The sequence below is a fragment of the Mycolicibacterium chlorophenolicum genome, from assembly GCF_001044235.1.
In the GTDB taxonomy this organism is placed as follows: domain Bacteria; phylum Actinomycetota; class Actinomycetes; order Mycobacteriales; family Mycobacteriaceae; genus Mycobacterium; species Mycobacterium chlorophenolicum.
Map to the genome: position 1 here is coordinate 781,558 of NZ_JYNL01000069.1, position 17,600 is coordinate 799,157.

Consider the following 17,600-nt stretch of genomic DNA (forward strand, 5'->3'; position numbering starts at 1 on the left):
CCGAAAGGATCTCCTCCATGGCACGCTCCGACGTCCTGGTCACAGCCGACTGGGCCGAGAGCAATCTCGACGCGCCGAACACCGTCTTCGTCGAGGTCGACGAAGACACCAGTGCGTACGACACCGGTCACATCCCCGGCGCGATCAAGCTGGACTGGAAGACCGACCTGCAGGACCAGGTCAAGCGCGACTTCGTCGACGCCGAGCAGTTCTCCAAGCTGCTCTCCGAGCGCGGCATCGCCAACGACGACACGGTGGCTCTCTACGGCGGCAACAACAACTGGTTCGCCGCGTACGCCTACTGGTACTTCAAGCTCTACGGCCACGAGGACGTGAAGCTCCTCGACGGCGGGCGCAAGAAGTGGGAGCTGGACTCGCGTCCACTGTCCACCGACACGGTGACCCGCCCCGAGACCAGCTACACCGCCAAGGCGCCCGACAACAGCATCCGCGCCTTCCGCGACGAGGTCATCGCCGCGATCGGCACGAAGAACCTGGTCGACGTCCGCTCCCCCGACGAGTTCTCCGGCAAGATCCTCGCGCCGGCGCACCTGCCGCAGGAGCAGAGCCAGCGGCCCGGCCACGTGCCCGGTGCCATCAACGTCCCGTGGAGCAAGGCGGCCAACGAGGACGGCACGTTCAAGTCCGACGAGGACCTGGCCAAGCTGTACGCCGACGCCGGCCTGGACGGCGAGAAGGAGACCATCGCCTACTGCCGCATCGGTGAGCGCTCGTCGCACACCTGGTTCGTGCTGCAGGAGCTGCTGGGACACAAGAACGTCAAGAACTACGACGGCAGTTGGACGGAATACGGCTCCCTGGTGGGCGCCCCGATCGAGTTGGGAAGTTGATATGTGCTCTGCACCCAAGCAAGGACTGACGTTGCCCGCGAGCGTCGACCTGGAGAAGGAGACGGTGATCACCGGTCGCGTCGTCGACGGCTCCGGTCAGGCGGTCGGCGGCGCCTTCGTGCGGCTGCTGGACAGCTCCGACGAGTTCACCGCGGAGGTCGTCGCGTCGGCCACCGGTGACTTCCGGTTCTTTGCCGCACCGGGTACGTGGACGCTGCGTGCGCTGTCTCCGGCGGGCAACGGCGACGCCTCGGTGGCGCCGTCGGGCGCCGGCATCCATGAGGTCGACGTCAAGGTCGCGTGACTGACTGCGCCGCCGCGCCCTCGGCTCGGCGCGGCGGCGCGCACCTTCCTCGGAGGGTTCGTTGATCTTGCTGTGAAAACGCTGCGGGATTAGCTGTTGTCGGCGACGATAGGGTCACCGCCCGCGCACCCGCGTGGGCCTTCACCTTCGAGGACCCGACCATGAAGATCACCATCGCTTTCGCCGCCGCTGCGGCGTTCGCCGCCGTCGGCTTGGTCAGTGCTCCCGCGGCCATGGCCGATCCGGAGGGCGATTTCCTGTCGGTGATCGGCAAGGGCGGCATCACGTGGCCGTCGGAGAAGACGCAGCAGGTCATCGACACCGGCCGTGCGGTGTGCCAGGACTGGGACAACGGCGCCTCTTTCGAGCAGGAGGTGGCCGACCTGACCAGCGTCACCGACTGGTCGGATTACCAGGCCGGCTACTTCATCGGGGCCGCCACGGGCGCCTTCTGCCCGGAGTACGAGTCCAAGGTCAGCTGACGTCGGCGCCGCGATGAGCGGCAGTTAGACTGGCACCCGTGGTGCTGTTCTACGAACTCCTGCTCGTCGCGGCCGTCGTGGTCATCACGTGGTTCGCGCTGTACGCGCTGTACCGGCTGATCACCGACGAGTCGTGACCTCTGGCGACGACGCGGTCGCCGCAGCAGCCGAGCGTGCCCGGCAGACCGCCGCACGCAACATCCCGGCTTTCGGTGACCTGCCTGTGCCTGCCGACACCGCGAATCTGCGTGAGGGCGCGAACCTCGACGACCGCCTGCTCGCGCTGCTGCCGCTGGTCGGGGTGTGGCGGGGCGAAGGTGAGGGCCGCGGGTCGCACGGCGACTACCGGTTCGGCCAGCAGATCGTGGTGTCCCACGACGGCGCCGACTACCTGAACTGGGAAGCCCGGTCCTGGCGGCTGACCGAGGACGGCGACTTCGACGGCCACACGTTGCGCGAGACGGGGTTCTGGCGGTTCGTCAGCGATCCCAACGATCCCGGCGAGTCGCAGGCCATCGAGTTGCTGCTCGCCCATTCGGCCGGCTACATCGAACTGTTCTACGGCCGCCCGCTCAACCAGTCGTCGTGGGAGCTCGTCACCGACGCGTTGGCCCGCAGCAAGTCGGGCATGCTCGTCGGGGGCGCCAAGAGGCTCTACGGCATCGTCGACGGCGGGGATCTGGCCTACGTCGAGGAGCGGGTCGACGCCGACGGTGGTCTGGTTCCGCACCTGTCCGCCCGACTGTCTCGGTTCATCGGCTAGTGCGCTGCGTGGCTGTGGCCGTGGCGTTGACCGCGGCGGGCATCGTGGCGGGATGTTCGTCCACTCCGGCGGATGCACCGGCCTCCTCGACGACGACGGTGTCGCCCAGCGTCGGTCACGGATCGCTCGCCTACTGCCTGGGTCAGCACGGGGTCCCGGCCCCTCCGGGGCCTGCCTCCGGGCCGCCGCCGGGCGTCGATCCGGCGACGTGGGACGGGGCGATGCAGGCCTGTTCGTCGTTGGCGCCCGGGCCGGACGCGCCGGCGCACCCCTGACCGGCACACCCCGAACATGGAGCGGCCCCCGAGCCGTTGTTCCTGGTCGGACTCAACCGAGGGGCTCGGGGGCCGGGTGACTGCGGGGAATTCGCCAGCGCGCGCAGGTGTGCGACAAGCGCTCCCCCGGCGCTGCTAGCTCGCAGCCACCTCACATGTCCATAAGTCAATCAATTTGTCGGACCACCTCCTTCCCTGTGTACAGGCGAAGGTACCCGCGCAACGGCTGGGCGACAAGGGAATTAATCTCTCAGCGATCACTGGTGATGGCCGCGTCGACCAGAGCGGCGAATTCGTCGGCCAACGGCGAAGGGGGCAGCGGATTGCCGTCGAGGGTGTGCACCCGTGCCGCGAGGGTGATGCTCGATACCAGCCAAACACCTTGCGCGGCAAAAAGATCCGCGGGCCGCAGGGGTTCGTAGTCGCAGTCGTAGCCCTTGTTGCGCGCCACCTCGAACAGTGCCTGCTGCGTGGTGCCGCGCAGGATCGGATACCACGGCGGCGGGGTGAGCAGGCAGGGGCGGCCGTCGGCGGAGGTGCCGGCGATGACGACGGTCGACCGGGGACCTTCCAGAACGTGGCCGTCGGTGCTGACGAAGATGACGTCCCCGGCTCCGTGGCGCTCGGCGTGCCGCAGCGCGGCCATGTTGACGGCGTAGGACAGCGTCTTCGCGCCGGCCAGCAGCCAGGGCATCCCGTCGTCGGCGTTCGAGGCGAGGCCGCGGTCCAGCGTCAGCGCCGCGACGCCGCTGCGCCGGACCTCGGCGACCCGGGCCGGCAGCGGGCTGATGGTGGCGTACGCCGTGCCGGTGGGATCGCTCTCCCTGCCGCGGCTGTAGACCAGCCGCAGCGCGGCCTCTCCGCCACCAGCGGCCACCCAGTGATCCACGGCGACACGGACGGCCGACCGCCACTGGGGCAGATCCGGCTCCGGCAGGTCCATCAGTCGCGCGGAATGCGTCAGGCGACCCAGGTGCGCGTCCAGCAGGCACGGACGGCCGTGCCGGATCAGCAGCGTCTCGAAGATCCCGTCGCCGCGCACGGCGGCCAGGTCGTCGGCGTGGACCAGCGGCGCCTGCGGATCGCGGAGCTGTCCGTCGAGCGAGACCACCACTCTGAGTCCGTCCGCCATGGGGCTTTAGCGTAGTCCCGGCTTTTCGGGGCCGGCTCGTAGAGTTGAGCCATGTCTGTGAGTTCGGCGGGGATCCCCGCCCCGGAGAACGGCCCGGATGCCGGTGCGGTCTGGCATTACGGTGATCCGCTCGGCGAGCAGCGCGCTGCCGCGCAGGGCGCGGTCGTCGTCGACCGCTCGCACCGGGCGGTGCTGACGCTGACCGGGTCGGAACGCAAGAGCTGGCTGCACACGATCTCCAGCCAGCATGTCAGCGAGCTGCCCGACGGCGCGGTCACCGAGAATCTGAGCCTCGACGGCCAGGGGCGAGTCGAAGATCACTGGGTACAGACGCAGCTCGACGGCGTCACGATCCTCGACACCGAGCCGTGGCGCGGCGAGGCCCTGCTGGGCTTCCTGCGCAAGATGGTGTTCTGGGCCGACGTCGTCGTGGAGCCGGCCGATCTGGCCGTCCTGTCGCTGCTCGGGCCGGCACTGGCCGACACGCCGGTGCTCGAGGCCCTCGGCGTCGCGGCCCTGCCGGCCCCCGGCACGGCCGTCGCGCTGCCCGACGGCGGCTTCGTACGCACCCTGCCCGGCTCCGCCGGGGAGGTCGACCTCGTCGTTCCCCGTCCGCAGACCGCGCAGTGGCTGGACCGGCTGACGGCTGCGGGGGTGCGCCGCGCCGGGGTGTGGGCGTACGAGGCGCACCGGGTGGCGGCGCTGCGTCCGCGTCTGGGCGTGGACACCGACGAGCGCACGATCCCCCATGAGGTGGGCTGGATCGGGTCGGCCGTGCATCTCGACAAGGGCTGCTACCGCGGCCAGGAAACCGTGGCGCGGGTGCACAACCTCGGTAAACCGCCGCGGATGCTCGTGCTGGTGCACCTCGACGGCGACGCCGAGCGGCCCGCCCCCGGTGATCCGCTGCTGGCGGGCGGCCGCACGGTGGGCCGGCTGGGCACTGTCGTCGACCACGTCGACGAGGGACCGGTTGCGCTGGCCCTGCTCAAGCGGGGCCTGCCTGCGGACACCGAGCTCACCACCGGGGGCACGGTGGCGGTGTCGGCGGCGATCGATCCCGACACCGTGCCCACGACCGATGCCGTCGGTGCGGGCCGGCTGGCGGTGGACCGATTGCGCGGCGGCGCGCGGTAAGCCACGGGCGAAACGGGGCCTGCCAGCGCCGCGGCGTTCGGCACGGTAAAGTGTCGGCAGGACAATAAGAACACTCAGATCGGAGCCGCCTAGCAATTAGGCCGCTCCGTTATTGCGCGAGGGGGTTCCCCCATGGGCCGCGGCCGGGCAAAGGCAAAGCAGACCAAGGTTGCTCGTGAGCTCAAGTACAGCTCACCGCAGACCGACTTCGAGCGGCTCCAGCGCGAGCTAGCCGGCGGATCCGACGATGACCGTCTCAACGGAGACGGGCCGTCGGACGATCGCTGGGTGGACGAGGACGACTGGCGGCCTTAGCCGCCCGTAGGTCGGCACTCCGCGGCTAGAACCGCGGGTGCTGGCCCACCAGCACTGCCCGTGACGCGTCCTTGCTGCCCTTCTCGATGCTCCCCAGGGTCCAGCAGTTCAGGTGGCGGGCAGTCAGCACGGCCAGTGCGCGGTCGGTGTCCTCCGGCGCCACGACGGCCACCATCCCGACACCCATGTTGAACGTCTTCTCCATCTCGGCCCGTTCGATGCGGCCGCGCTGGGCGATCATGCCGAAGACGGGCGCCGGGGTCCACGTGCCGCGGTCGAGCTGGGCGACCAGCCCGTGCGGGATGACGCGCTCCAGATTGCCCGCCAGGCCTCCGCCGGTGACGTGGCAGAACGTGCGGACCTGGGTCTCGGCGGCCAGCGCCAGGCAGTCCTTGGCGTAGATGCGGGTGGGTTCGAGCAGTTCCTCGCCGAGCGTGCGGCCGAACTCCTCGACGTGGCCGGCCAGGTTCATGTGGTCGATCTCGAGCAGCACGTGGCGGGCCAGCGAGTAGCCGTTGGAGTGCAGACCGGTCGATGCCATCGCGATGAGCACGTCACCGGGGCGGACCCGGTCGGGGCCCAGCACGTCGTCGGCCTCGACGACGCCGATGCCGGTCGCGGAGATGTCGTAGTGGTCGGGCGCCATCAGCCCGGGGTGTTCGGCCGTCTCACCGCCCAGCAGCGCGCATCCGGCCATCACGCAGCCGTCGGCGATGCCGGAGACCAGCTCGGCGACCCGCTCGGGCACGGTCCGCCCGACCGCGATGTAGTCCTGCAGGAACAGCGGCTCGGCACCGCACACCACGAGGTCGTCGACCACCATGGCGACCAGGTCGATGCCGACGGTGTCGTGCTTGTCCATCGCCTGGGCGACGGCGAGCTTGGTGCCCACACCGTCGGTGGACGACGCCAGCAGGGGCTCGCGGTAGCCGCCGCGCAGCGCGAACAGCCCCGCGAACCCGCCCAGGCCGCCGCGCACCTCAGGCCGGGTGGCCTTCTTGGCGAGCGGTTTGAACAGCTCGACAGCGCGGTCGCCTGCTTCGATGTCGACCCCGGCCGACGCGTAGGAAATGCCGTGTTGTTCGGCGCGATCGGTCATCGGCCCCAAGGTTACCGGTCGGCCGCGCCGGCCGGTATGGCCCTAGCCCACGTGACGGTCCAGCCAGTGTTCCAGCGGGACGGCGGCCCGCAGTGTCGTGACCACGCGATCCTTGGCTTTACGGGTGCCGAGCCAGGCGCCGACCGGCCAGCTCTTCATCATCGCGAGGCCCTTGTGTCTCAGCAGTTCGATGCGCGGGTGGTCGGTGGGATATCCCCGGGGCGCGGTCTTGAGCACGTCGTGCGCGGTGATCTGGTAGCCGGCCGCGCGCAGGTCGGCGACGATGCCGTCGAGTTCGGTCCCGGAGTCCGGGTCGTCGACGGCCGTCCGGAAGCGTTGCAGCGCCGCAGGGTCGGGCATGTACAACCCGCTGCCGGCCGACAGCCCCTCGGCCGAGAACGACACGTAGCCGGCGCCGATACGCGCGGCGCAGGTGGTCTTGTAGGGGCTCTTGTCTGCGCTGAACCGCACGTCGCGGTAGGGCCGGAACATCGTGCCGGGACCGAACTCGTCGGCGAGTTCGGTCAGCAGTTCCTCCATCGGCGCCTTCACCTGCCGCTCGTAGGTCTCCCGGTGGTCCTGCCAGTAGACCTTGGAGTTGTCGGCCTCGAGGCCCTCGTAGAACTCCACCGCCTCGATGGGCCAGCCGCGAAACGCCATGACGTCATTGTGGATCATCGGCGTGCGGCAAACGCCCAGGTGCGGCGCATCGCTGTGCGATCCTGACGGCCATGGGACGAATGCTGCGGTGGGGCGTGACGGTGCCGGCGCTCGTCGCGCTGCTGGCCACCCCGGGGGTTGCGGCGGCCACACCCGGCGTCGGGGTCGACGCGGTCACGCTGTCCGATTCGACGGCCGACGGCAGTCATTACGTCGCCAAGCTGCTCACCATCGCCCCGGGCGGGGGCACCGGATGGCACTTCCATCCCGGTGACGTGTTCGGGGTGGTGCGGTCCGGCACGCTGACCCACTACTCCGCGGACTGCTCGGTCGACGGGGTGTATCCGGCGGGGTCGACGATCACCGAGCGCAGCGGTCCGGGGTACGTGCACGCGGGACGCAACGAGGGGCCGGATCCGCTGGTGATGTGGGTGCTGTACGTGAATCCGGTGCTGAACCCGGCCGATCCGGCGGACGTTCCGCTCGTGGTGGACGCCGCCGATCCGGGGTGTCCGCTGCCCGGATCGGGTTGAAGCTCCCTATTGCGGGCAATCCACGTCGGCATCGGCACCGAACTCCTCTCGAGTGTCGACGACGAACGGAGTGCTGGTGTCGGCTGAGCAAGTGAAGTGCCTGGTGACGGGTGCGACCGGGTACATCGGTGGGCAGTTGGTGCCCGAGTTGCTCGGCCGCGGCCACGCCGTGCGCGCGATGGCGCGCAAACCGGCCAAGTTGGACGACGCCCCCTGGCGCAGCCGGGTCGAGGTGGTGCCGGGCGATCTGACCAAACCGGACTCGCTGACCGCGCCGTTCGACGGCATGGACGTCGTGTACTACCTGGTGCACTCGATGGGGACGTCGAAGGATTTCGTCGCCGAGGAGGCCCGGTCGGCCCGCAACGTCGCCGCGGCCGCCGAGAAGGCCGGGGTGCGTCGGGTCGTGTACCTCAGCGGCCTGCATCCCGAGGGGGTGGAGTTGTCCCGGCACCTGGCCTCGCGCGTGGAGGTCGGCGAGATCCTGATGGCGTCGTCGGTCGAGGCGGTGGTCCTGCAGGCGGGGATCGTGATCGGTTCGGGCTCGGCGTCGTTCGAGATGGTGCGGCACCTCACGGACCGGCTGCCGGTGATGACGACGCCGAAGTGGGTGCACAACAAGATCCAGCCGATCGCGATCGACGACGTGCTCTACTACCTCGCCGAGGCGGCGACCGCCGAGGTGCCGAAGTCCCGCACCTGGGACGTCGGCGGCCCCGACGTCATGGAGTACGGCGACGCGATGCAGACCTACGCCGACGTGGCGGGTCTGCGCCGCCGGGTGATGGTCGTGCTGCCGTTCCTGACGCCGACGATCGCGAGCCTGTGGGTCGGGCTGGTCACGCCGATTCCGTCCGGCCTGGCCCGCCCGCTGGTCGAGTCCTTGGAGTGCGACGCGGTGTGCCACGAACAGGACATCGATGCGGTGATCCCGCCCCCGCAGGGTGGGCTGGCCCCGTACCGCGACGCGGTGGTCACCGCACTCAAGGAGGATGCGGCGCACAAAGGCGGCCGCAGGCATCTGCTGCGGTTCAGTAAAGTTGTGCCGCAGTAGATCTCAGGGTCTGCGCAGCGCGGACGCGTTGTCGTTGTCCGCGGTGAGCGGGATGCCGGTGCGCGCCGCGGTCGCCAACATGTGCTCGATGACGTTCTTGCCCAGCGCGGTCTCGCCGGGCAGTTCGATCGGGTAGACGCCGTCGAAGCACGCCGAGCACAACCGCGTCGCGGGCTGCTCGGTGGCGGCGATCATGCCGTGCTGGGAGATGTAGCCGAGCGTGTCGGCGCCGATCGCGTGGCGGACGGCGTCGAGCATCTCGTCCCCGGTGCCCTCGGCGTTCGCCGCGTTGGCGATCAGTTCGGCCGGCGTCGCGAAGTCGATGCCGTAGAAACACGGCCATTTCACCGGTGGCGAGGCGATGCGCACGTGCACCTCGACCGCGCCCGCCTCGCGCAGCATCCGGATCAGCGCCCGCTGGGTGTTGCCGCGCACGATCGAATCGTCCACGACGATCAGCCGCTTGCCGCGGATGACTTCCTTGAGCGGGTTGAGCTTGAGCCGGATGCCGAGCTGACGGATGGTCTGCGACGGCTGGATGAACGTCCGGCCGACGTAGGCGTTCTTCATCAGGCCCTGGCCGTAGGGAATCCCGGACTCCTGGGCGTAGCCGACGGCGGCCGGTGTGCCGGATTCGGGGACGCCGATCACCAGGTCGGCCTCGACAGGCTTCTCGCGGGCGAGCCGGCGGCCGATCTCGACGCGGGTGGCGTGCACCGAGCGGCCGACGATCGTGCTGTCGGGCCGGGCCAGGTACACGTACTCGAACACACAGCCCTTCGGCGTGGGGTTGGCGAAGCGCGACGACCGCACCCCGTCGGCGTCGATGGCCAGCAGCTCGCCCGGTTCGATGTCGCGGACGAACGAGGCGCCGACGATGTCGAGCGCGGCGGTCTCCGAGGCCACCACCCAGCCGCGGTCGAGCCGGCCCAGCGACAGCGGCCGCACCCCGTAGGGATCCCGCGCCGCGTACAGGGTGTTCTCGTCCATGAAGGTCAGGCAGAAGGCGCCGCGCACGGTCGGCAGCAACTCCAGCGCCGCCTGCTCCAGCGACGAATCGGCCGCACCGTGCGCCAACAGCGCGCCCAGGATGTCGGAGTCGGTGGTGGCCGCGGCGGCTCCGCGGTTGCTCATCAGCCCTTCATCACGGGCGCGGGCGGCCAGTTCGGCGGTGTTGACCAGGTTTCCGTTGTGTCCCAGCGCGACCCCGGTGCCCGCGGCGGTGTTGCGGAACACCGGCTGCGCGTTCTCCCAGGTGGTCGAACCGGTGGTGGAGTAGCGGCAGTGTCCGACGGCGACGTGGCCCGGCATGGCGGCCAGGGTCTGCTCGTCGAAGACCTGGCTGACCAGACCGAGATCCTTGAACACCAGCACCTGCGAACCGTCGGCCACCGCGATGCCGGCGGCTTCCTGGCCTCTGTGCTGTAGGGCATACAGCCCGTAGTACGTGAGTTTCGCCACTTCCTCGCCGGGCGCCCAGACTCCGAAGACTCCGCACTCTTCTCGAGGTTCGTGCTCTGGCTGCGCGGGCTGCTCGGCGGTCACGATCTTCGCTGCTCCCTAGGGGCGGTGGGTGACGGTGGCCAGTCTACGGTGAACGGGCGGGAAACGCGGAATCATGCACCCGCGTGGCCGCGCAGAACAACGACCGCCGCCGGGCACCCATTCCCGACGTCAGTCCGGCAGCGCCACCAGCGGTAGCGCCGAGGCGATGTCGACGGCCCGGGCGCCCGAGAGCCCCAGCGTGCCGGCGGCCGCCGCCTCGGCAACCGTGAGCAGTCCGGTGGCCAGAAGAAGCCAGGTGCGGGGGTCGGTCTCGACGACGTTGGGCGGAGTGCCGCGGGTGTGTCGGGGGCCGGGGATGCACTGCACCGCGACGAACGGGGGCACCCTCACTTCGACGGCGGCGCCGGGGGCCACCGCCGCCAGGGTCCTGGCCGTCGCCCGGACGGCGTCGGCGAGTTCGGTGCGGGGCGGCGCCGGCGCGCTCTCGTCGCGCAGCCAGTCGGCCAGCACCGCCACCGCGGCGCGGGTCTTTGCCGGATCGGCAGTACGGCGAACAGCCATGATCTAGGTTCTCAAAGTGTCTGTAGCCCGGGACGCGCCGCCCTACAAACTGCTGGGCGCGCTGCTCCTGGTCGTCGTCGCCGTCGCGGGCATGCTGATCTTCCTGCAGTTCCGGGGCGACTTCCGACGGTCCGCGGAGCTCACGCTGGTCTCCGACCGTGCGGGCCTGGTGGTCGAGCCGGGCGCGAAGGTCACGTTCAACGGTGTCGAGGTCGGCCGGGTCGCCGGCATCGACCAGACCACCGCCGACGGCACCCCGCAGGCCCGGCTCACCGTGCAGGTCGATCCGAGCGCGCTGGCCGTCATCCCGGCCAACGCGGTCGCCGAGATCCGCGCCACGACGGTGTTCGGCAACAAGTACGTGTCCCTGAGTTCTCCGGAAAAGCCTGCCGCGCAACATCTGTCGGCGAACGACGAACTCGATGTGGCGTCGGTGACGACGGAGTTCAACACGCTGTTCGAGACGGTCACCGCGATCGCCGAGCAGGTGGATCCGGTGAAGCTGAACCAGACGCTGAACGCCACTGCCGCCGCACTGGACGGGCTCGGTGACCGGTTCGGGGCGTCCCTGCAGGACGGCAACCGGATCCTCGACGACCTCAATCCCCGCATGCCGCAGCTGCGCTCGGACGTCGGCGCACTGGCACGCCTGGCCGACGTCTACAGCGACGCATCGGCCGACCTGTGGGACGGACTGGAGGCCGCGGTCACCACCGCGCGCACGCTGTCGGCGCGTTCCGGCGACATCGACGCCGCGCTGATGGCGGCACTCGGGTTCGCCGACCCGGCGACCGATGTCATCACCCGCGGCGCGCCGTATCTGGTGCGGGGTGCCGCGGACCTGCTGCCGACGTCGAAACTGCTCGACGACTACCGGGGCATGATCTTCTGCACCACCCGCAACTACGCCGAGGTCGGTCCGGAGATCGCCCGCGTGCTCGGCGGCGACAACGGCTACTCGCTGCGCTCGGCGGGCACCATCATGGGAGCGGGCAACCCCTTCGTCTATCCCGACAACCTGCCACGCGTGAACGCGCGGGGCGGTCCGGAGGGTCGGCCGGGGTGCTGGCAGAAGATCACCCGCGACCTGTGGCCCGCCCCGTACCTGGTGATGGACACCGGTTTCAGCCTCGCGCCGTACAACCACATGGAGCTGGGGCAACCGGCTTTCGTGGAGTACGTGTGGGGCCGGCAGGTCGGAGAGCCGACGATCAATCCTTAGCGCCGAAGTGTCACGGCGGCAACGGCTCCCGCCTCGTTGACGGCGAGGTGCGCCAGCATCGGCGCGGCGAGGCTGCCCGACCTGTCGTACAGCCACGCGAAGATCCAGCCGGCCGCACCGGTGACGAGCACCGTGCCGGGTATCGACTGCCCGGTGGCGCGCGCATCGGGCACGTGCGAGAGCCCGAACACCGCTGCGGTGAACCGCCGCCCGCCCGATGCGCCGAAGGCCCGCGCCGCCGCGGCGCCGAGCGCGGCGCGGTACGTCGTCTCCTCCGACCAGACGGTCCCGAACGGTATGCGCAGCAACATCCATCGGGTCGTCGAGTCGGGCAGTGTGCCTGCCGCGATCCCGGCCCGGACCGCCGGCACCCTCGTCGAACCGGCGACGGTGGCGGCCACCGCGGCGGCGGCCGCACTCCCCCAACGAAGTCCGCGGACCACCTCGGGCGGACGCAGACCCAGCGCCGAGCGGGCCGACACGGCCGCGGCGGTGCCGACGACGGCGTGCGGCAGCGGATGCCACCGCAGCGGGATGCGGGGGGCCACCGCGCTCCAGCCGAGCAGAGCCGCGGTCAGGGTCACGGCCCGAATCCGGTCCGGGCTCACTGGTTTCCGTCTTCGGCCTCGGTCTGCTGCAGCGCCGTCCGGACGCGTTCGGTGTCGGCCGGAGACCATCCGGGCGGCGGCGCGACGGCCGCCCAGCCGTCGAGGATGTAGTCGCCGTAATTGTGTCCGTGCCCGCCCGGAACCGACGACGCGTTGGTCATGTCCGCGGCGACCTGCCAGAACGTCACGATCGGGTACCACCGCATCGAGGCGGTGCGATCACGGCCGGGAGGTTCGGACAGCCAGTCGGGCTTGGTGAACAGCAGGTCCTGCGACCACCACACGATCGGATCCGAAGGGTGTTGCAGGAAGAGCACTCTGGTGCCGTCCCACGGCGGTGCGGCGTCGCGGGCGATCTGCTGCGCATCGTTGCCCTGGGAGAACCGCACCGTACGTCCGTTGTCGTAGCGGGGTTTGACCTCCGGGGTGCCCGGATCGCGGCGCACCGTGATCGCATGCCACAGCGAGCTGGCGTTGGGCGGCCCGACCCACAGCACCGAGGAGAAGCCCATCCGGGCGATGTCGGGCAGCCAGTCGAACGCGCCCTGCCCCGCCATGGATCCCAGGCTCTCGCCGTACAGGAGCAGGCGGGGGCGCCGATCGGGCGGCAACGTCGCCCAGCGGTCGTGGATCGCGTCGATCATCTTCCGGCCGAATTCGACCGATTTCTGCTGATCGCCGAGGAACGAAATCCAGCTGGGCAGATAGGAGTACTGCGACCCGACGATCGCGGTGTCGCCGTTGTACATCATCTCCAGCGACCTGGCCGCGATCGGGTTGACCCATCCCGTGCCGGTGGTCGGCGCGATGACGAGCACCTTGCGTTCGAAGGCGCCGCTGCGTTCGAGCTCACTGAGCAGCACCGCCATTCGGGCATCGTCGGTGTCGGCGGTCTGCAGACCGACATACACCCGGACCGGCTCCTTGGCCGGCCTGCCGTTGATCCGGGTGAGTTCGGCCGCGTCGGGCCCGGTTCCCACGAAGCTGCGGCCCTGGTAGCCCAGGGTGTCCCAGGGCGCGAAAGATTCGGGGCTGCCCGACCTTTCGGGCGCCTGCGGCTGGACGACGCCGGCCATCGTGGTGGCATTCTGCGGCTGGAACACCCGGTTGGCGCCGGCGAGGAAGCCCCGCAGCAGTACGCCGTTGACGAGCGTGATCACCAGCACCACCACGATCGCCGTACCGATGAACAGCGCCAGCTCGTCGGAGAGCCGCCAGCGCCGGATCAGGTAGCGCGCCATTGTCTTGATCAGATCGATGAGCACCCGCGTCACCGCCACACACGCCCCGCCGACCACCGCGGCGAGCACCAGCGTGCGCAGATAGCTCGCCGTGCTGGGGCCCTGCATGCCCATCAGCGCGGACACCTGACGCTGCCAGCCGGCCGCGGGGATCACCATCAGTACGCACGCGGTGAGCACCAGCACGACGGTGAGGGTCTTCAGCGCCGACGACACCGCCAACGGCGGTGGCCACCATGACCTTCCGGCGAGGACGAAACGGCGCGCCATCCGGGCGAGGAACACCCCGATGCCGTACCCGATCGCCGCGTTGATGCCGCCGATCAGACCCTGGAACAGCCAGTCCCTGGGCAGCAGCGACGGCGTCAGCGACATGCAGAAGAACAGCCCCCCGAAGGCCATGCCGGTGAAGTCGAGGCGCAGCAGGCTCCACGCCCAGACGTAGAGCGGATGCCGGGTCGGTGCCTCGGCCGTCACCTGACGGTCACCCGAACAACCCGGGCAGCACACCTTCCGACGTCCGGCGCAACTCCTCCAGGGTGACCGTGAACAACCCCTGCACCTCGACGGCGGGTGCGCCGCCCTCGGGCCCCTGGTCGACGACGCCGATCCTGGTGGCAGGCAGGCCCCGCGCCTCGCACATCGCGGTGAATCGGCTCTCCTCGGTGCGCGGCACCGCGACCAGCACCCGGCCCGCCGACTCGGAGAACAGCGTCACGAACGGATCGCTCCCCTCGGGAAGCAGTATCCGGCAACCGGTTTCGCCGGTGAGCGCCCCTTCGACGGCGGCTTGGATCAGTCCGCCCTCGGACAGGTCGTGAGCGGCGGAGACGAGTCCGTCGCGGGAGGCCGCGGTCATCACCTCGGCGAGCAGCCGCTCGCGCTCGAGGTCGACCCGCGGCGGCAATCCGCCGAGGTGGTCGGCGGTGACCTGCGCCCAGATGGATCCGTCGAACTCGTCGCGGGTGTCGCCGAGCAGGATCAGCGTCTCCCCGGGCTCGGTGCCGAAGCCGGTGGGGATGCGGCGCTTCACGTCGTCGATGACGCCGAGGATGCCCACCACCGGCGTCGGCAGGATCGGTGTGGTGCCCGTCTGGTTGTAGAAGCTGACGTTCCCGCCGGTGACCGGAATGCCCAGTGCGGCAGCACCATCGGCGAGACCGCGAACCGCTTGGGAGAACTGCCACATCACGCCGGGGTCCTCGGGTGAGCCGAAGTTCAGGCAGTTCGTCACCGCGATCGGGGTGGCGCCGGTGACCGCGACGTTGCGGTACGCCTCGGCCAGCGCGAGCTGGGCGCCGGCGTACGGGTCCAGCGCGGTGTAGCGCCCCGACGCGTCGGTGGAGATCGCGATGCCCCGGCCGGTCTCCTCGTCCACGCGCAGCACACCGCCGTCGGCGTTCTCGGCGAGGACGGTGTTGCCGCGCACGTAGCGGTCGTACTGCTCGGTGATGAACGCGCGGCTGCACAGGTGCGGGCTGCCGAGCATGGCCAGCAGCGTGGCCCGCAGTTCGTCGCCGGTGCGGGGGCGGGCCAGCGACGCGGAGGTGTCGGCGTTGAGCGCGTCCTGGGTGGCGGGGCGTTCGACGGGCCGCTCGTAGACGGGACCCTCGTGGGCGACGGTGCGCGGCGGCACGTCCACGACGGTGTCGCCGTGCCAGGTGATCTCGAGCCGACCGCTGTCGGTGACCTCACCGATGACGGTGGCCAGCACGTCCCATTTGCGACAGACCGCGAGGAACGCGTCCACGTTGTCGGGCGTCACCACCGCGCACATGCGCTCCTGCGACTCGCTGGACAGGATCTCGGCGGGTGTCATGTTGGCCGCCCGCAGCGGCACCCTGTCGAGCTCGACGCGCATGCCGCCGTCGCCGGCGGAGGCGAGTTCGGAAGTGGCACAGGACAATCCGGCGCCGCCGAGGTCCTGGATGCCCACCACCAGGTCGTTGGCGTACAGCTCCAGGCAGCACTCGATGAGAACCTTCTCGGTGAACGGATCACCGACCTGGACGCTGGGCAGTTTCTTTCGGCCCGCGCCACTCTCGTCGCCGCCGAACGTCTCCGAGGCGAGTACGGACACCCCGCCGATGCCGTCGAGCCCGGTGCGCGCGCCGAACAGGATGATCTTGTTGCCCGCGCCGGAGGCGAACGCCAGCTTGAGGTCCTCGGTCCGCAGCACGCCGACACAGAGCGCGTTGACCAAGGGGTTGCCGGCGTAGCTGGCGTCGAAGACGGTCTCGCCACCGATGTTGGGCAGCCCGAGGGAGTTGCCGTATCCGCCGATGCCGCGCACCACGCCGTCGAGCACGCGGCGGGTGTCGGGCGCGTCGGCGGCGCCGAACCGCAGCTGGTCCATCACCGCGACCGGGCGGGCGCCCATGGCCATGATGTCGCGGACGATGCCGCCGACACCGGTCGCGGCGCCCTGGTAGGGCTCGATGTAGGACGGGTGGTTGTGGGACTCCACCTTGAAGGTGGCCGCCCAGCCGTCGCCGATGTCGACGACGCCGGCGTTCTCGCCGATGCCCGCGAGCATCGCCTGGCGCATCTTCTCGGTGGTGGTCTCGCCGAAGTAGCGCAGATGCACCTTGGACGACTTGTAGGAGCAGTGCTCACTCCACATCACCGAATACATCGCGAGCTCGGCGTCGGTGGGCCGACGTCCGAGGATCTCGCGGATCCGCGCGTACTCGTCGTCCTTCAGGCCGAGTTCGCGGAAGGGTTGCGGTTGATCTGGGGTGGATGCTGCGTGGTCGACCGTATCGACCTCGTGGGTGAGCCCGGACGTCACCGGCACAGTCTAGTTCGTGGCCTGCGCCAATCGCGCCGCGGCGGTGGACGCGCCGGGGCCGTGCAGGACGACGCTGCCCAGCACCGCGACCACCATGACGATCAGTGCGGTGTGTTCGTCGCCCTCGGGCAGCACGTTGAAGGCCAGCAAACCGAAGACGATCGACGCGGTGCCGCGCGGGCCGAGCCATCCGACGAGCAGGCGTTCCCGCCGCGTGAACCGTGGCGACCCGAGCATCGCGAGAAACACCGGCACGACCCGGACTACGGTGAGCGCGAGCAGGCAGAACACCACGATCGACCAGGACACCCCGGTGCTGAGCGCCAGCACCGAGACCGCGCCGAACACGAACCACATCAGTGCCGTCAGCAGGAAGCCGATGTCGTCGAGCAACTCCATCTCCGCGCGCAGCGCGGGCGTGCGGCGCAGGTAGTGGAACGCGATACCGCAGACGAACGCCGACACGAACCCGTTGCCGTGCACGGCCAGGCTCAGCCCGTAGGCCATGACGGGGGCAGTGACCAAGATCATCCTGGTGCTCTGCGCGGTCATCGCGCCGCGCCGCTCGGCGAGGTTGATCAGGGTCGCGAGCACCGCGCCGACGGTGACGCCGACGGCGATCGCCGTCAGGGAGTGCACCAGCGCGGTGCCGAGCGCGTGCAGGGGCCGTCCGGCCTGCCCGCGGTCGCCCGCCAGCGCGAGCCCGAAGAGGAACACCGGCGAGACGATGCCGTCGTTGTAACCGGCCTCCACGCCCAGCAGATTGCGGACCTTCTCGGGGATGCGTTCGTCGCGCAGGATCGACTCGGCCGGTGCGAAGTCCGTGGGCACCACCACGCACGCGATGATCAGCAGCACCGCCCAGGAGACGTCGGGCAGCAGCCAGGAACCCAGCAGCACCGACAGGGCCAGACTCAGCGGCAGCGCGAGGAACAGGATCCGCAGCGCCGAACGCGGATCGCGCCCGAACAGCCCGCCGCGGATGTCGGTGGCGTCGACGAACAGCAGCACCGCCAGGATCAGTTCGGCGCCGCGCTAGGCGGTGGTGCTGTTCAGCGATTCGGCG

Annotated in this window: 19 protein-coding genes; 10 read left to right on the forward strand and 9 right to left on the reverse strand. The window is 70.1% G+C overall.

Annotation, left to right across the window (positions count from 1 at the left end; all coding sequences use genetic code 11):
- Positions 1-17: 17 nt before the first annotated feature.
- From MCHLDSM_RS33555 to MCHLDSM_RS36780, 5 genes are all read left to right on the forward strand, one after another.
- Entirely contained in the window at positions 18-851 is an 834-nt protein-coding gene (locus MCHLDSM_RS33555) for a sulfurtransferase (protein ID WP_048473972.1), read from the forward strand.
- Position 852: 1 nt separating this feature from the next.
- A complete protein-coding gene (locus MCHLDSM_RS33560; RefSeq protein ID WP_024448701.1) occupies positions 853-1,155 on the forward strand; it encodes a DUF1416 domain-containing protein in 303 nt (100 codons plus the stop codon).
- Positions 1,156-1,316: 161 nt separating this feature from the next.
- A complete protein-coding gene (locus MCHLDSM_RS33565) occupies positions 1,317-1,637 on the forward strand; it encodes a DUF732 domain-containing protein (RefSeq protein WP_048473973.1) in 321 nt (106 codons plus the stop codon).
- 133 nt (positions 1,638-1,770) lie between these two features.
- Complete coding sequence (locus MCHLDSM_RS33575; RefSeq protein ID WP_048473974.1) at positions 1,771-2,400, forward strand: heme-binding beta-barrel domain-containing protein; 630 nt, start codon at positions 1,771-1,773, stop codon at positions 2,398-2,400.
- An 8-nt stretch (positions 2,401-2,408) separates the two neighbouring features.
- Positions 2,409-2,675, forward strand: coding sequence for a hypothetical protein (locus MCHLDSM_RS36780; protein ID WP_407661869.1), 267 nt, complete (start codon positions 2,409-2,411; stop codon positions 2,673-2,675).
- A 250-nt stretch (positions 2,676-2,925) separates the two neighbouring features.
- On the opposite strand, the gene MCHLDSM_RS33580 is transcribed toward MCHLDSM_RS36780, so the two are convergent.
- The gene (locus tag MCHLDSM_RS33580; RefSeq protein ID WP_048473975.1) at positions 2,926-3,807 is read right to left on the reverse strand and encodes an aminodeoxychorismate lyase; all 882 of its coding nucleotides are present in this window, start codon (positions 3,805-3,807) and stop codon (positions 2,926-2,928) included.
- Between the two features lie 51 nt (positions 3,808-3,858).
- On the opposite strand from MCHLDSM_RS33580, the gene ygfZ reads away from it, so the two are divergent.
- Together ygfZ and MCHLDSM_RS33590 are read left to right on the forward strand one after the other, a co-directional pair.
- Positions 3,859-4,944 carry a CAF17-like 4Fe-4S cluster assembly/insertion protein YgfZ gene (ygfZ, locus tag MCHLDSM_RS33585; RefSeq protein ID WP_048473976.1) on the forward strand — a complete coding sequence of 362 codons (1,086 nt, stop codon included), beginning with the start codon at positions 3,859-3,861 and terminating at the stop codon, positions 4,942-4,944.
- A 132-nt stretch (positions 4,945-5,076) separates the two neighbouring features.
- Entirely contained in the window at positions 5,077-5,259 is a 183-nt protein-coding gene (locus MCHLDSM_RS33590) for a DUF3073 domain-containing protein (protein ID WP_048420921.1), read from the forward strand.
- Positions 5,260-5,284: 25 nt separating this feature from the next.
- On the opposite strand, the gene purM is transcribed toward MCHLDSM_RS33590, so the two are convergent.
- Together purM and MCHLDSM_RS33600 are read right to left on the reverse strand one after the other, a co-directional pair.
- Complete coding sequence (purM, locus tag MCHLDSM_RS33595; RefSeq protein WP_048420922.1) at positions 5,285-6,358, reverse strand: phosphoribosylformylglycinamidine cyclo-ligase; 1,074 nt, start codon at positions 6,356-6,358, stop codon at positions 5,285-5,287.
- A 42-nt stretch (positions 6,359-6,400) separates the two neighbouring features.
- On the reverse strand, positions 6,401-7,018 hold the full coding sequence (locus tag MCHLDSM_RS33600; RefSeq protein ID WP_048474205.1) for a DUF2461 domain-containing protein: 618 nt from the start codon (positions 7,016-7,018) through the stop codon (positions 6,401-6,403).
- A gap of 71 nt (positions 7,019-7,089) precedes the next feature.
- Here MCHLDSM_RS33600 and MCHLDSM_RS33605 point away from each other — a divergent pair, with 71 nt between their 5' ends.
- Positions 7,090-7,551 carry a cupin domain-containing protein gene (locus MCHLDSM_RS33605; RefSeq protein ID WP_048473977.1) on the forward strand — a complete coding sequence of 154 codons (462 nt, stop codon included), beginning with the start codon at positions 7,090-7,092 and terminating at the stop codon, positions 7,549-7,551.
- A 76-nt stretch (positions 7,552-7,627) separates the two neighbouring features.
- Positions 7,628-8,605, forward strand: a complete 978-nt coding sequence (locus tag MCHLDSM_RS33610; protein ID WP_048474206.1) for an NAD(P)H-binding protein — start codon at positions 7,628-7,630, stop codon at positions 8,603-8,605.
- Between the two features lie 3 nt (positions 8,606-8,608).
- Here MCHLDSM_RS33610 and purF read toward each other — a convergent pair whose 3' ends face one another.
- Both purF and MCHLDSM_RS33620 read right to left on the reverse strand, forming a co-directional pair.
- The gene (gene purF, locus MCHLDSM_RS33615) at positions 8,609-10,150 is read right to left on the reverse strand and encodes an amidophosphoribosyltransferase (RefSeq protein WP_048473978.1); all 1,542 of its coding nucleotides are present in this window, start codon (positions 10,148-10,150) and stop codon (positions 8,609-8,611) included.
- 129 nt (positions 10,151-10,279) lie between these two features.
- Positions 10,280-10,672: a sterol carrier family protein gene (locus MCHLDSM_RS33620; RefSeq protein ID WP_048473979.1), complete on the reverse strand. Its 393-nt coding sequence runs from the start codon at positions 10,670-10,672 to the stop codon at positions 10,280-10,282.
- A gap of 16 nt (positions 10,673-10,688) precedes the next feature.
- On the opposite strand from MCHLDSM_RS33620, the gene MCHLDSM_RS33625 reads away from it, so the two are divergent.
- Positions 10,689-11,894: an MCE family protein gene (locus MCHLDSM_RS33625; protein WP_048473980.1), complete on the forward strand. Its 1,206-nt coding sequence runs from the start codon at positions 10,689-10,691 to the stop codon at positions 11,892-11,894.
- Here the strand turns inward: MCHLDSM_RS33625 and MCHLDSM_RS33630 are convergent.
- The 4 genes from MCHLDSM_RS33630 to MCHLDSM_RS33645 are packed head-to-tail and all read right to left on the reverse strand — an operon-like array spanning position 11,891 to position 17,545.
- Complete coding sequence (locus MCHLDSM_RS33630) at positions 11,891-12,478, reverse strand: Rv0804 family intramembrane glutamic endopeptidase (RefSeq protein ID WP_234714269.1); 588 nt, start codon at positions 12,476-12,478, stop codon at positions 11,891-11,893. The two genes, MCHLDSM_RS33625 and MCHLDSM_RS33630, sit on opposite strands and share 4 nt — an antisense overlap.
- A 20-nt stretch (positions 12,479-12,498) precedes the next feature.
- Positions 12,499-14,220, reverse strand: coding sequence for an alpha/beta hydrolase (locus MCHLDSM_RS33635; protein ID WP_082169181.1), 1,722 nt, complete (start codon positions 14,218-14,220; stop codon positions 12,499-12,501).
- A gap of 7 nt (positions 14,221-14,227) precedes the next feature.
- On the reverse strand, positions 14,228-16,534 hold the full coding sequence (gene purL, locus MCHLDSM_RS33640; RefSeq protein ID WP_048474209.1) for a phosphoribosylformylglycinamidine synthase subunit PurL: 2,307 nt from the start codon (positions 16,532-16,534) through the stop codon (positions 14,228-14,230).
- 9 nt (positions 16,535-16,543) lie between these two features.
- Positions 16,544-17,545 (reverse strand): cation:proton antiporter domain-containing protein, encoded by a 1,002-nt coding sequence (locus MCHLDSM_RS33645; protein ID WP_407661870.1) that lies wholly within the window; start codon positions 17,543-17,545, stop codon positions 16,544-16,546.
- Positions 17,546-17,600: the final 55 nt, after the last annotated feature.